This window comes from Streptomyces sp. PSU-S4-23 (assembly GCF_055632315.1).
Genome location: NZ_JBVMUU010000002.1, coordinates 7,286,401 through 7,298,725, shown reverse-complemented (window position 1 = coordinate 7,298,725; position 12,325 = coordinate 7,286,401). Strand labels below are relative to the sequence as shown.

Sequence of the window (12,325 nt, the reverse complement as noted above, 5' to 3'; positions counted from 1 at the left end):
GCCGTGCGTGTACAGGAGCCGGAAGTAACCGCCCGGAAACGCGACAGAGGGAACCTAACCCCGGGAGATCCGGAGGGTCAAGGAGATCAATCGGCTATGCCACGTGCATGTCCGGGCCGTGTCCCGCCGGCGGGACACGCGGGACAACGCGGCGGGACCCGCGCGCACGCCCGGCATCGGCCGCGGTGCCCGCCGATGCGGCCTGGCGACCAACTACTGCCGGATTGGCTGGTGAAGGACCACCGCCCGCGCCTTGCGGCGGAGCGCGGCCGATGCTCGCCACACGCCGGACGGAGTCCTTTCCCGCGGGCTGCGCCCTGCCGGTGCGGCGACCGGCGTAGGGACCTGCGCGTCGATCGCGGGGCGTTCGCCTTGATCGACGGGCTCTTGCCCGCCGTATCTCGGCGGTGTTAGCTTCACTTTCCACAAATGCCGATCGCACGTTTCCCGAGGCTGTTTCACAAAAGGAAACCCGTATGGCAAAAACGCAGTGGGTAAGTCATCTGCTGAACCGTGGCGCGGACGACGACCCGTGGGCCGTTTCGAGCGCTTCGGTCACCCGGGGACAGTTACGCGGTGCGGTAGCCGAGTTTGAGGAGCGTTTCCGGAACCAGGGAATCGGCGAAGGTAGCTCGGTTCTCCTGAGGATGACGCCGAGTTTCACTTATATGCAGGTTCTGTTGGCCCTGTGGAGCCGTGGGGCGCAGGCGGTTCTGGTCGACTTCCGGCTGAAACCGGCCGAGTACGAACCGCTGGCGCAACTGGTGCGTCCGCAGTACCTCGTTGCCGCGTCCGGCGCCAGAGGGCCGGTGGCCGGATTCCGTCAGGAGTCCGACTTCACGGTCCGGCAGCTGCCGGACGGCCGGCCCGCCGTCGACGGCATCCGACTGGTGCAGTTCACCTCGGGCTCGTCCGGCCGGCCCAAGGTGATCGGCCGCCCCGCCAACTCCGTGCTGGCCGAAATCGACCGGCATGCCGCCCTCCCCGGAATCCCTGGCGCGGGCGACCGGATGATGTTGCTGAACTCGGTCATGCACAACATGGGCCTGGTCAGCGGCGTGCTGCACGCCCTCGCGTCCGGGGCGACGCTGATCATCCCGCCGACGCTGCGCCCGGCCGAGGTCGTACGGCTCATGGCAGCAACCCGGACGACCGCCGTCTACGGAACGCCCGTCCACTACGACCTGCTGTCCCGCGTCCCCGGCCGGCCCCAACTGCCCGCACTGCGCCTTGCGGTGTCCGGCGGCGAGCGGGTGCCGCAGGAGACCTACGAAGACTTCCGTGCACGCTTCGGCCTGCCGATCAGCCCGGTCTACGGACTGACCGAGATCGGACTGATCGCGGGTGACCTGTCCGGCACATCCGTCCCTCCGCAGCTGGGGCTTCCGGTGCCGGGGGCCGAGGTCAAGGTCGTCGACGAGGAGCTGTATGTGCGGATGGACCACTCGCCGTATCTGTACGGCGAGCACGCGAACCGCTACACGGACGGCTGGCTGCGGACCTACGACCGGGTCCGGCAGGACCCTGCGACCGGGGTGCTCAGCATGCTCGGCCGGGCCGACTCGCTGGCCGTGATTGGCGGACTGAAGGTCGACCTCACGGAAGTGGAGAACGTCCTCCTGGCCCACGACCGGGTGACGGAGGCCGTCGTGATGCACGGAGAGGTCATCGAGGCGTTCGTGGGCGCCGACCCCGCCGTCGGCGCGGACGAGTTGACGGTCTGGTGCCGGGAGCGGCTGAGCCCCGTCAAGGTCCCCAAGAGGTTCCACGTCACGCGACTGCTGCCGCGGAACTCGATGGGGAAGCTGATCCGCGACCGTGCGCTGATGCACGGACGCGTCCTGTCGGAATCGCCCTCGCGGGCACAGGGGGACCGGTGATCTCGAAAGACGACCTCAGGGCGATATTGACCGAGAACGCGGGACTCAGGCCGCCCGAGGAACTGACCGACGACGCCGAGCTGGTGATCGACTCCTTCACCCTGGTGGTCCTTCAGCACGTCCTGGAGGAGCGGCACGGCGTGGTCATCGACCCGCAGTTCGACGACATGGCCCAGTTCACCTCGATCGACGGCATCCACACCTACGTCACCAGGGTCGCGCAGGAGCACTGACCGGCACACCTGGCCCCCCATCCGGCGCATGCGCAGGGAGCGATGATGAGCAACCCCTTCGAGAACCCCGACGGCACCTTCCTGGTGCTCGTCAACGACGAGGGCCAGCACTCGCTGTGGCCCTCGTTCGCCGAGGTGCCCGCGGGCTGGACGGTCGCGCTCGGCCAGAGCGACCGCCAGACCTGCCTCGCCTACGTCGAGGAGCACTGGACCGACATGCGCCCGCTGAGCCTCGTGCGCCGATAGGAGACCTCGATGGACGACGCCGCATTCCAGCAGCTGCTGTTACGGGAGGAGGACCTCGAGGAGTCGTTCTACGGCGAGGAGCCGAGCGCCGCCTACGATCCCGCCTTCGTCTCCGGCGACGAGTCGGGGCGGGCCATCGTCGACCTGACCAACATGCTCACGCACGGCACGCATCCCGAGACGATGCACCACGCCTCCGCGCTGTTCACGAACGTCGTGGGATCGGTGGTGTTCCACCATGTCGCCCAGTTCGGCCACGGGACCTGCCGGCAGATCTACCAGGAGCTCTTCGACGCGGTGCACGCCTGCGCGCAGTACCGGATGGAACTCAACGACGGCGTGCAGCTCGACATCTCGAGGGTGGGCCTGGGGCCTGTCGAGCTGGGAGACGGCGGCTTTCTGGTGCGGTGGCTGTCCACCGTCGACCACTTCCGCATCGAGACCGCCTGGGTGATCGTCGCGAAGGACGACATTCTCACCTTCGTCAACGCCCGTGTCCCGGACGAGTCGGAGATCCTGCGACTCGCACGCATCGCCGTCGACCGCGTCACCGAACCGACCGGTGCGTCATGACGCCCACGGCATCCCTGGTCGACTTCGCGTTAGCGCTGGAGACGGTCGAGGAATGGCTGACCGAGTACATCTCAGCGAGCCATCCGGAGATCGGCCGCACGGGGCCCATCTGTCCCTTCGTGGCACCCTCGCGCAAGAACCGGACGATGGAGATCCGCCTGCGGTTGGCCGGCCACGCGCCGACCCTCGAGCTGATCGAGGAGATCGCCCGCAGCAGTCTGCGAGAGTACGAGCTGACGACCTGGCAAGGCCGCAATCCCATGCTGCGGGCCATGGTGGTCGCACTTCCCGACCTGCGCAGCGAGGACACCGGACTGCTCGACCAGGCCCATGCCCAGGTGAAGGACACCTTCGTGGCACAGGGGCTCATGATCGGCCAGTTCCACGAGAACTGCGAGGTGACGGCCGCCCGCAACCCCCGCTTCGCGGTGAGCAAGGCCCCCTTGCCCCTGTTCGCCATCCGCGCCATCGCCCTGCACGACGTCTTCTTCCTGTCCGAGCGACCGCACTGGTTCCAGCAGTACCGGGAGCGGTTCGGCAAGTTCTTCGGACCGGGGTCCACCGTGATGGACCCGCTCTTGGTGGAGCGCTACCAGGAGGCCGAGCAGGCTTACGGTGGTCCGCCGTAGATTCCGCCGACCTCTTGGCCACCGGTGGGGGACTCCGACACTGTTGGAGTCCCCCACCGGCGAGACATGTCCCGAAACCGGTCCGGGGCCGTTGGGAGCGACTGCCTGTGGGTCAGCATGCCGTCGACGCTGCCCCAAGACCCGGACACCCAACGTGCTGCCGTCGAACGGCGTCAGGCACCCGCCAGTTCACCACACCGACCGGGCTGCCGCAGAGGGTGACAGTGCCGTTGAATGGACGGGGTGGTCACGAGCCTGGTTGTCCGACGGTGATGTCGATGCCGAGGGTGCGGGCGAGGACGGCGGCGGGCAGCTCGGTGGAGAGCTGGAACAGGGCGGTCGAGCGGGCTTCCGCGAGCCGGATGCCGAGTTTGCGGAACCGTTCGCCCATGGCCCAGGCGCTGATCGGCCGGCCGGGCTGGCCGCCGGGGAAGACCAGGGGTGAGTCCGTCCGGGCGAGGACGGCATGGCTGCGGCGGGCCTCGACCTGCTGTCGGGCCAGGTCAGCGACGGGTGCGGGAAGCCCGACCGGAACGGCGCCGAGGCGGATGCGGACGGCTCCGTCGGTCTCCTCGATGTGGTCAACGGTGAGCCGGGAGATGGCGGCGGGTCACTGGGCGTAGAGGAGCAACAGCATTCCGGCAAGGCGGTCTTCAGGTTTGAGAGTGCCGTCGTGCAGCAGTCGGCGGGCAGTGGCCCAGCGGGCCTCGTCGTCCATGGCTTGGGAGGGACCGTTCCATCGCTCGGCGGGGAAGCTGAGATCGCGGGCGATCTTCTGGGAGACCTTCCGGCCCTCGGTCGTCGGGTGGGAGTCTACGAAGCTTTTCACGTGCCGTTCGAGACGGGCCGCAGTGTTCAGGAAGTACCCGCACTGTTCACTCACGCGCGGAACCTACAACCGGCCGTCATGCCTTCAGCCCTGGGAGCGTGAGGGGCGCACGAATGCCTGAGGGAGGCGCAGGAGATCGTGTCCGCCAGGTGTGCCCCGGCCGCTGGTTACGCTTCCTGAATGACCACTCCGGACTTCGCCGCCTACATCGCCTCCCTCCCCCGCATCATCGCCGGCGCCGCCGCGCTCTTCCGCGACGCCGAGGGCCGGGTGCTGCTCGTCGAGCCCAACTACCGCGACGGCTGGACGCTTCCGGGCGGAACGATCGAGTCGGACGACGGGGAGACGCCACGGCAGGGTGCCCGGCGGGAGACCGCCGAGGAGATCGGACTCGACGTCGAGCTCGGGCGGCTGCTCGCGGTGGACTGGGTGCACGGGGTGGGGCGGCCGCCCCTGGTGGCGTATGTGTACGACGGCGGGGTGCTCACCGAGGACGACATCAAGGCGATCCGCCTGCAGGAGGAGGAACTGCTGTCCTGGCGGTTCGTGCCGCGCGACGGACTCACCGGGTACCTGCCGGGCGAGCTGGGCCTGCGCGTCCTGGCCGCACTCGACGCGCTTGCCGAGGGCACGGGAACCGCGGAGCTGGAGAACGGCCACCGGGTCGGCTGACGGCCAGGCACCAGGACGGCTGCGGCTCCGCCACCGGCCGGGGCCGATATCCGTTCGCCGCGCCCGGATCGCCCGGCCTACCCTCGGTCGCATGACCAAGCCCCTCGTCGCCGTCCTGAGCGGTGCCGGCATCTCCACCGAACAGAGCATTGGCAGAAGTAACCTCGCCTCATGACCGATGACCTGGTACAGCGGGCGCACTGGGGTGACCTGAAGGGGCAGAACTGGGCGGTGTTGGTCCGGCTCTCCCTCGAAGCGGAGGACGAGGAGTTATCCGCGTCGTCTGCCGGGAGGACGCCGGATCATCCAGCCGACAGCGGGACAAGGTGGCGTCCGGCCACGGGCCGGGACATCAAGAGCCGGGAAGAGCAGGAGAAGGACGCCCGCCGGTTCGTCGAGAACCGCGGCGGCCGGCACGTGTACACGTACGAGGAGCCCGATACGTCGGCGTGGAAGCGCAAAAGGGTACGACAGCCGGACGGAACGGTCTCCTACCGCGTGATACGCCCTGTGTTCGAAGGGGCGTTGGACGATCTGAAGCGCGGTACGACGCCAGACGGCCAGCGGCTGGACGGCCTGATCGTCTACGACATCGATCGTCTGACCCGCGACAACCGGCATCTTGAAGACGCCATCGAGGTGGTAGAGAACTTCCGCCGCCCGATCATCGACATCACCGGCACCCTCGACCTTCTCACCGACAACGGCCGGACGGTCGCGCGTCTGCTGGTGACCGTGGCCAACAAATCGAGTGCCGACACCGCCCGGCGAGTTCGACGCAAGCACCAAGCGTTGCAGCAGGCAGGAATCCCCACGGGCAGCACTCGCCCGTTCGGCTACAAGGAGGACAAGCGGCGGCTTGATCTCAAGGAAGCCGCTGCACTCCGCAAGGCCGTCGAGCGCATCCTCACCGGAGCGTCCCCCAGGACGATCGCAGCCGACTGGAACAAGCAGGGCATTCCCACCACGCGTGGCAACAAGTGGAGCAAGGAGACTGTGAAACAGGTGCTCCGCAACCCCCGGATCTGCGGTTACCGCTCAAGGAAAGTTCGGGAGTTCAACCCGGAGACCGGGACCGAGAGCGTCAGGGTTGAGCCCGTCCTCGATGACGACGGGGACCCGGTCAAGGGCCAGTGGGACCCCATCATCTCGGTGGCCGATTGGGAGGCCGTCACCGAAGTCATCGGCAAGTCCCCTGAGCCCGGCGACGCGTACAACGCCCGGAAGTACCTGGGGACAGGGACTCTCCGGTGTGACAAGAACGGGTGCGGAGGCCGCTTGCGCGCCATGAAGGCGCCAGCGAGCCGGAACAAACCGGAAGGGTTCTTCTACTACACCTGCCCCGACAAGCGGAGCGGATACGGATGCGGCGGGGTCCGTATCTCTGGACCGGAGACCGACCGCGCGCTCAAGATGCTTGTGATCGCCAAGTACGAGGAGGAGGCCCAGGAGCGAGAAGCGACGTCGATTCCCGAAGAGTGGGACGGCGAAGCGGAGCTTGCCCGAATCCGGGAGGACATTGCCGACTGGACAGAGCAGCGGGAACAGCGCCTCGTCAGCAAAGAGCGCTTCTTCGCGTTCCTGGCGAAGGCGGAGGCGACAGAACGTCGACTGGTGAACGAGCGGAACGAGTGGCGCCGCCGCGTACTGCACGCTGCCGGACGACCGGTCGACCTACGCCGAGTGTGGGACGACCTAGACTTCGTGGAGCAACGCGCGTACGTGGAAAAGACACTCTTGACCGTGCTGGTCAGTCCTGCGGTCAGACCTGGTGGTCCGGTCTGGAACCGGCTCACGCCTATCTATCGGAGCGAGGATTGACCGACGCGTTCGCGTCAGCATTGGGCCCGTTACGGCGTGCGCTTCCCGGAACGGGCCCGAGCCGTTCTCACCTCAAGACCGAGGATCGCATTCACTTGCCGCCACCGGGTATCCGACCACTTGGGGGCCTTTTGCGCGTGTTCTCTGGCCCACGCCCACCCGGCGGCTTCTGTGCTCTCACGTCCCGCCGTCAGTGGTCCGCCTCCCCGTACTGCCGAGCACTTTCCCGCGTGACTTCGCGCAACTGAGCAAGGTTGTCGGCGATTCCGGCAGCGATGAGTGCGGCACCGGGTGTGTGCCCGGAACCGACATAACGCCAGTTCCTTTCCGTGATCACTTCGGCCATCTCGGTATGACCCATGTGGTGGGCCCGTTCGGCGCGGAGTGCTGCGTAGGTGGTGGAGTAGGCGCGGGATTTGGTGAGGATGTGGCCCCGGTATCCGAGGGTGTGGGTCCAGGCGCGGAGGCGGAGAGCCTCGTATTCGGGAAGGCCACCAAGACGCCAGCAAGCTCGCATGAGGGTGCGGACGTGGTCGCTGACGGGAGCTATCTCGATGTCAGTCCAGGAAGTCAGCACACGGTCGAGGCCAACTCCGGTCTCGCTTGCCCCTTTGGTGACGTACTTCGCGACGTACGCAGCGACCGCGTCATCGTCGGGGCCGTCTCCGTCGGCTCGCAGTGGACGAACATCGGTCTGGTACCCCCAGCGGAGGGCCAGTTCGCCGACGGCGCGGCTGAAGGGGGTGTGGACCTGGACGCGCCGGGCGGATGCTCGTACGGCAGCGATGAGTAGTTCTGCGGTGCCCCAGGCGGGGGGTTCGTCGTCGGAGCCTGCCGGACCGTCGAGGCGGACGACAGCGTGTACGTGGACGGCCGCACGCTTCTGGTACTCCGCGACGCGGGCGAAGGAGAGACGGGCGTACTGGGCGAAGCGGGACTGTACGAGGCCGGCGGAGGTGGCGAGGCGGCGTCGTACGTCGATGACGAACCGGTCCCACAGCTTGGAGGCGTGTGCGTGCCAGAGCACGTGGGCGGTGTAGTCGTAACAGTCGGGGCACAGCGGTTGGCCGACGAGGCGATCGTCCGGGTTGTGGACCGTGCCGCAGCCGAGGGGGCGTCCGTGCTCGCAGGTGCCGCCTGTTTGTAAGCACTTCTTTGGGCACCAGCGCACCAGCGTTTCGTGGCTCCATGACGTACGAAGTTGATCTGGCTCCACCGGTATGACAAGGCAGTTCAGGCCAGGGTCAGGAGGGCCTGTGCATCGCATCTGGCGGCGTGATCGAATAGGGGATGACTTCGTTCTGGACTGGTAAGCGGGTACGTCTGCGCGGTATCGAGCCCGAGGACTGGACGGCGTTCGTGGGCTTCGCCGTCGATGAGGAGCGGTCGGGAGACCTGCTGCATCCGCCTCGGTCTGCCGAGGGGTTCCGGGCCTGGGCGAAGGAACAGGCCGTCGCGAAGTCCGATGGTGACTGCTTCACGTTGGCCGTCGAAGCCGTGGACACGGGGCAGATCGTCGGGACTGTCGGCTCCCACTACGCAGATCCGCGGGCGGGGCGGTTCGAGTACGGCATCACGATGGGTGCTGGGCGCCGGCGCAAGGGCTACGCGGCAGAAGCCGTGGTGATGCTGCTGCGGTTCATGTTCGCCGAGCGGCGCTACCACAAGTGCGAGGCGCGGATCTTCGCGCACAACGAGGCATCGCTGGCACTGCATCGCCGTCTTGGCTTCGCCGAGGAGGGGCGCCTGCGCGATCACGTGTTCTTTGCCAGCCGACACCATGATCTCGTCGTCATGGGCATACTTGCCGACGAGTTTGCGGAGCTGCACTCGATGAGCGAACTTGAGTGAACGCTGGGCCTCCGGAGCAGAGTGAGGCTGCGGCAGCCTACCGACGACCTGCCCTCTTTGGAGTGAATGCGCTGCTCCGTCCGCCCGGCGACGGCAGGGTTTGTGCGTCGATCACGGTCATGTCGGAGGCCGTGTTGCTTGATCACGGTCATGTCGGGAGGCCGGGATGGGTTTGTCGCGGACGGAGCTGTTCGCTGCGATCCGGAGGGACAAGCGTCTTGATCCGGAACTGTCGCAACGGGTTCTGGCGGAGAAGTACGGAGTGCATCGCCGGACGGTGAGGCAGGCTCTTCTGTCTGCTGTTCCGCCGCCGCGGAAGAAGCCAGCACCGCGGGTCACTGTCTTGGACCCGGCCAAGCCGTGGATCGACGCGATGCTGCGGGAAGACGCGAGTGCGCCGCGCAAGCAGAAGCACACAGCCCGCCGGATCCATCAGCGCCTTGCCCAGGAGTGCGACTTCGACCTGGTGTCGTACTCCACGGTCTGCGACTACGTGCTGGCCAGGCGCCCGCAGATCGAGGCTGAGGTGCTGGAGGGCCGCCGGCACCTGACGGGCATGGTCCCGCAGGTCCACCTGCCCGGGGAGGAAGCCGAGGTCGACTTCGCCGACGTCTGGGTCCGCCTGGCGGGCCAGGTCGTCAAGTGCCACCTGTTCACGCTGCGACTGTCGTATTCCGGCAAGGCCGTCCACCGCGTCTATGCCTCGCAGGCCCAGGAGTCCTTCATGGAAGGGCACGTCGAGGCGTTCAACGTCCTGGGCGGAGTGCCGACCAAGCACATCCGCTACGACAATCTGAAACCGGCGGTCAATCGCATCTGCACCGGCCGCAGCCGCATCGAGTCCGAGCGGTGGGTGTCCTTCCGGGCCCACTACGGCTTCGACGCCTTCTACTGCATTCCTGGCGAGGACGGCGCCCACGAGAAGGGCGGGGTCGAGCACGAGGGCGGCCGTTTCCGTCGCACCCACCTGGTCCCGGTTCCCGAGGTCGCCACGCTGGAGGAGCTGAACGCGAAGATCGCCGAGATCGACGCGGGCGAGGACGAACGGATCCTCGCGGGCAGGCTGACCACTGTCGGCTTCAACTTCTTCACCGAGGCGGACCAGCTGGCGCCGCTGCCGTTGGAGGAGTTCGAGTGCGGTATCACCATGACGCCGAAGGTCGACCGGAGCAGCCGGATCACCGTTCGGCAGTGCCACTACTCGGTGCCGGCCCGCTTCATCGGCCAGAACGTGCGGGTGCTGCTGCGGGGCAATGAACTCCTCGTCTTCGAACGGCGGGAGGTCGTCGCCCGGCACCCGAGGCTGACCCGCCGGGGCGACTTCCGTGACGAACTCGACCACTACCTGGAGATTCTCCTGGCCAAGCCCGGAGCGATGGCCGGTTCGACCGCGCTGGTCACCGCCCGGCAGAACGGCTCGTTCACCGAAGTCCACGAAGCGTTCTGGGCCGCAGCCCGGGCCGCCCACGGCGACGCGGCCGGGACGAGGGCACTGATCGAGGTCCTGCTGCTGCACCGGCGGATGCCCGCGACAGCTGTCGAGCAGGGCATGGCCGCCGCGATCCGGGCTGGCGCCATCACCGCCGACGTGGTGGCCGTCGAGGCACGCAGAGCCGCCGCGCTGGCCCCGCCACCGCCTGAGGACCTGGACGACGAGGGCGAGACGCCGCCCTGGGCCGAACCCAGCGGAGTGGTCTCGCTCACGGCCCGCCGGGCCCAGCTACCAGAGGACAACCGGCCGCTGCCGACCGTCGCCCACTACGACCAGCTCCTGACACGTCAACCGAAAGGCACCGCATGAGCACGACCGCCACCACGGCCGCCCTGGTTCCTCCGCCCCGCCGGGACATGGGACCGGAGGAGGCCGTGGACACGGCCATCGACGAAGCCTGCCGGGCCCTGCACCTGCCCACGATCCGCAGCAGGGTCCAGGAGATGGCCGCTGATGCCATGCGGCAGCGGTCCAGCTACAAAGACTTCCTCGCCGACCTGCTGGAAGCCGAGTGCGGCGAGCGGGAGGAACGGCGCAAGCAACGGCTGGTCAGGGACGCCAACTTCCCACGACCCAAGCGGCTGGAGGACTTCGACTACGCGGAGAACCCCAACGTCACCCCGGAAATCGTCGGCACTCTGTCGGACCCGTCCTGGGTCAAGGCCGGACAGCCGCTCTGCCTGATCGGCGACTCCGGCACCGGCAAGTCCCACCTGCTGATCGGGATCGGCACGGCCATGGCCGAGGCCGGTCTCCGCGTCCGCTACACGACCACGGTCAACCTGGTCAACGAGCTCGCGGAAGCTGCGGACGAGAAGAAGCTGACCCGTACCATCGCACGCTACGGCCGCGTTGACCTGCTCTGTCTGGACGAATTCGGCTACCTCGACCTGGACAAGGCCGGCGCCAAACTACTATTCCAGATCTTCACCGAGCGGGAGGAACGGCGGGCCATTGCGATCGCCTCGAACGCTCCGTTCTCGGAGTGGAAGCAGACCTTCACCGATCCCCGTCTCTGCACGGCGATCGTCGACCGGGTCACCTTCAACGCGCATATCGTCGAGACCGGCACCCAGTCCTACCGGTTCGCGCAGAGTCAGAAGAAGCGCCGTCGCTGACCTGCACCGACAACTGCGGCCGGCCTCCCTTGCGGGAGGCCGGCCGCAGCCGTTTCGGGCCCGACCGTCGTGTCCCAGTGCCGGCCGCACCATCGCCCGTTCTCGTCCAGTCGCCGCGGTCACCGGGCGGTCCGCGACCTGAGTCGAGCCGGGTCGGCAACCCTCCACGCACCTGTCGGGGGCGCGCTGGCGGAGGTCCACCGAGGCTTCAAAACTACCGTCAACACCCCCCACCCCGGCCAGCGGAACCACCCGATCGAAGTGGGGCCAAATCACCTTGCTACAGGGGCGTGAATCACACCGCCACACGCCCCCTGCGACCCGCCGCTGGGGCCAAAACAACTCCGTGCACTGGAGCCAAAACAAGTGCTTACAGACATGCCGCCAGCCCGCCGAGGACGGCACAGTTCGCCGGCGCGGTGTACCGGGCCGAAGGATGGGGCGGTCAGGGTGACGAAGAGGCGAGGCCGGTTGCGGACCGATGCCGGGATGCCCTTGCCTCCGAGGAGGCCCGACCGGACGAGGTGGAAGGTGTCCCCGGCGTGGAGGCGGGAACATACGGGACAGATGGTGGCGCGCCGGTTGCGGCAGCGGACGAGGAGCCGTTCGCCGGGTTCGGTGCGGGTGTCGTAGTGGTGGAGGATCTCGCCGGTCGTGGCGTCGAGCGTTGTGGTCGAGCCGGAGAGGTGGATGGGGTGGGCGCAGCCGCCTGTCGCGGTGATCTGCTCCAGCCAGCGGGCGAAGTTGGGGTCTTGGGCGAGGTGGATTGCGTCGCGGTCTGATTCGGAGAGCTGACGCAGGCGCGCCGCGCGGTCGAGGACGGCGCGCCTGTCAGCCGGGGTGAACTCCGGGGTGATGGGGGTGACCTTCCCAGGTGGGCCGCCGCAGCGGCACGGGTGATGGTGAGTGGTGCGCGGTGAGTCATGGGGGATCGCTCCCTTCGCGGGTCGGTTGGGAGTGGTGCTTGGTCAGCGGATGGTT

General features: G+C 67.7%; 13 protein-coding genes and 1 pseudogene. 10 read left to right on the top strand and 4 right to left on the bottom strand.

The genetic code is table 11. From position 1 onward, the window contains the following. Positions 1–476: 476 nt before the first annotated feature. The 5 genes from ACZ79I_RS33105 to ACZ79I_RS33085 are packed head-to-tail and all read left to right on the top strand — an operon-like array spanning position 477 to position 3,561. A complete protein-coding gene (locus ACZ79I_RS33105) occupies positions 477–1,880 on the top strand; it encodes a class I adenylate-forming enzyme family protein (protein ID WP_471502381.1) in 1,404 nt (467 codons plus the stop codon). After that, positions 1,877–2,113, top strand: coding sequence for an acyl carrier protein (locus ACZ79I_RS33100; protein WP_471502379.1), 237 nt, complete (start codon positions 1,877–1,879; stop codon positions 2,111–2,113). The genes ACZ79I_RS33105 and ACZ79I_RS33100 overlap by 4 nt, the downstream gene beginning before the upstream one ends. 45 nt (positions 2,114–2,158) lie before the next feature. After that, the gene (locus tag ACZ79I_RS33095; RefSeq protein WP_043382691.1) at positions 2,159–2,359 is read left to right on the top strand and encodes an MbtH family protein; all 201 of its coding nucleotides are present in this window, start codon (positions 2,159–2,161) and stop codon (positions 2,357–2,359) included. Between the two features lie 9 nt (positions 2,360–2,368). Then, positions 2,369–2,932: a hypothetical protein gene (locus ACZ79I_RS33090; RefSeq protein ID WP_471502377.1), complete on the top strand. Its 564-nt coding sequence runs from the start codon at positions 2,369–2,371 to the stop codon at positions 2,930–2,932. Further along, entirely contained in the window at positions 2,929–3,561 is a 633-nt protein-coding gene (locus tag ACZ79I_RS33085) for a DUF6875 domain-containing protein (protein ID WP_471502375.1), read from the top strand. Before ACZ79I_RS33090 ends, ACZ79I_RS33085 begins: the two co-directional genes overlap by 4 nt. A gap of 247 nt (positions 3,562–3,808) precedes the next feature. Here ACZ79I_RS33085 and ACZ79I_RS33080 read toward each other — a convergent pair whose 3' ends face one another. Together ACZ79I_RS33080 and ACZ79I_RS33075 are read right to left on the bottom strand one after the other, a co-directional pair. Continuing rightward, on the bottom strand, positions 3,809–3,952 hold the full coding sequence (locus ACZ79I_RS33080; protein ID WP_471502373.1) for a hypothetical protein: 144 nt from the start codon (positions 3,950–3,952) through the stop codon (positions 3,809–3,811). Between the two features lie 219 nt (positions 3,953–4,171). Next, positions 4,172–4,390: a hypothetical protein gene (locus ACZ79I_RS33075; protein WP_471502371.1), complete on the bottom strand. Its 219-nt coding sequence runs from the start codon at positions 4,388–4,390 to the stop codon at positions 4,172–4,174. 180 nt (positions 4,391–4,570) lie between these two features. Between ACZ79I_RS33075 and ACZ79I_RS33070 the strand changes: the two genes are divergently transcribed. Together ACZ79I_RS33070 and ACZ79I_RS33065 are read left to right on the top strand one after the other, a co-directional pair. Continuing rightward, entirely contained in the window at positions 4,571–5,062 is a 492-nt protein-coding gene (locus ACZ79I_RS33070; protein ID WP_471502369.1) for an NUDIX domain-containing protein, read from the top strand. 171 nt (positions 5,063–5,233) lie between these two features. Further along, positions 5,234–6,883 carry a recombinase family protein gene (locus tag ACZ79I_RS33065; protein WP_471502367.1) on the top strand — a complete coding sequence of 550 codons (1,650 nt, stop codon included), beginning with the start codon at positions 5,234–5,236 and terminating at the stop codon, positions 6,881–6,883. A 190-nt stretch (positions 6,884–7,073) separates the two neighbouring features. Here the strand turns inward: ACZ79I_RS33065 and ACZ79I_RS33060 are convergent, their stop codons facing one another. Then, positions 7,074–8,150, bottom strand: a complete 1,077-nt coding sequence (locus ACZ79I_RS33060; protein WP_471502365.1) for a replication initiator — start codon at positions 8,148–8,150, stop codon at positions 7,074–7,076. Between the two features lie 23 nt (positions 8,151–8,173). Between ACZ79I_RS33060 and ACZ79I_RS33055 the strand changes: the two genes are divergently transcribed. The 3 genes from ACZ79I_RS33055 to istB all read left to right on the top strand — a co-directional run bounded on the left by ACZ79I_RS33055 (position 8,174) and on the right by istB (position 11,344). Then, a complete protein-coding gene (locus ACZ79I_RS33055; RefSeq protein ID WP_471502363.1) occupies positions 8,174–8,734 on the top strand; it encodes a GNAT family N-acetyltransferase in 561 nt (186 codons plus the stop codon). A 166-nt stretch (positions 8,735–8,900) separates the two neighbouring features. Further along, positions 8,901–10,535 carry an IS21 family transposase gene (gene istA / locus ACZ79I_RS33050; protein WP_471502361.1) on the top strand — a complete coding sequence of 545 codons (1,635 nt, stop codon included), beginning with the start codon at positions 8,901–8,903 and terminating at the stop codon, positions 10,533–10,535. Continuing rightward, the gene (gene istB / locus ACZ79I_RS33045) at positions 10,532–11,344 is read left to right on the top strand and encodes an IS21-like element helper ATPase IstB (RefSeq protein ID WP_471502359.1); all 813 of its coding nucleotides are present in this window, start codon (positions 10,532–10,534) and stop codon (positions 11,342–11,344) included. Before istA ends, istB begins: the two co-directional genes overlap by 4 nt. A gap of 383 nt (positions 11,345–11,727) precedes the next feature. Here the strand turns inward: istB and ACZ79I_RS33040 are convergent. After that, positions 11,728–12,144 (bottom strand): annotated as a pseudogene (locus ACZ79I_RS33040) (replication initiator); the annotation flags it as partial. Between the last annotated feature and the right edge of the window lie 181 nt (positions 12,145–12,325).

What these genes read in the sequence shown, in the direction of transcription:
- ACZ79I_RS33070 (WP_471502369.1), top strand. Translation starts at nt 4,571, where the DNA reads ATGACCACTCCGGACTTCGCCGCCTACATCGCCTCCCTCCCCCGCATC.
- ACZ79I_RS33090 (WP_471502377.1), top strand. Translation starts at nt 2,369, where the DNA reads ATGGACGACGCCGCATTCCAGCAGCTGCTGTTACGGGAGGAGGACCTC.
- ACZ79I_RS33105 (WP_471502381.1), top strand. Translation starts at nt 477, where the DNA reads ATGGCAAAAACGCAGTGGGTAAGTCATCTGCTGAACCGTGGCGCGGAC.
- ACZ79I_RS33085 (WP_471502375.1), top strand. Translation starts at nt 2,929, where the DNA reads ATGACGCCCACGGCATCCCTGGTCGACTTCGCGTTAGCGCTGGAGACG.
- ACZ79I_RS33060 (WP_471502365.1), bottom strand. Translation starts at nt 8,150, where the DNA reads ATGCGATGCACAGGCCCTCCTGACCCTGGCCTGAACTGCCTTGTCATA.
- ACZ79I_RS33065 (WP_471502367.1), top strand. Translation starts at nt 5,234, where the DNA reads ATGACCGATGACCTGGTACAGCGGGCGCACTGGGGTGACCTGAAGGGG.
- ACZ79I_RS33080 (WP_471502373.1), bottom strand. Translation starts at nt 3,952, where the DNA reads ATGGGCGAACGGTTCCGCAAACTCGGCATCCGGCTCGCGGAAGCCCGC.
- ACZ79I_RS33055 (WP_471502363.1), top strand. Translation starts at nt 8,174, where the DNA reads ATGACTTCGTTCTGGACTGGTAAGCGGGTACGTCTGCGCGGTATCGAG.
- istB (WP_471502359.1), top strand. Translation starts at nt 10,532, where the DNA reads ATGAGCACGACCGCCACCACGGCCGCCCTGGTTCCTCCGCCCCGCCGG.
- istA (WP_471502361.1), top strand. Translation starts at nt 8,901, where the DNA reads ATGGGTTTGTCGCGGACGGAGCTGTTCGCTGCGATCCGGAGGGACAAG.
- ACZ79I_RS33095 (WP_043382691.1), top strand. Translation starts at nt 2,159, where the DNA reads ATGAGCAACCCCTTCGAGAACCCCGACGGCACCTTCCTGGTGCTCGTC.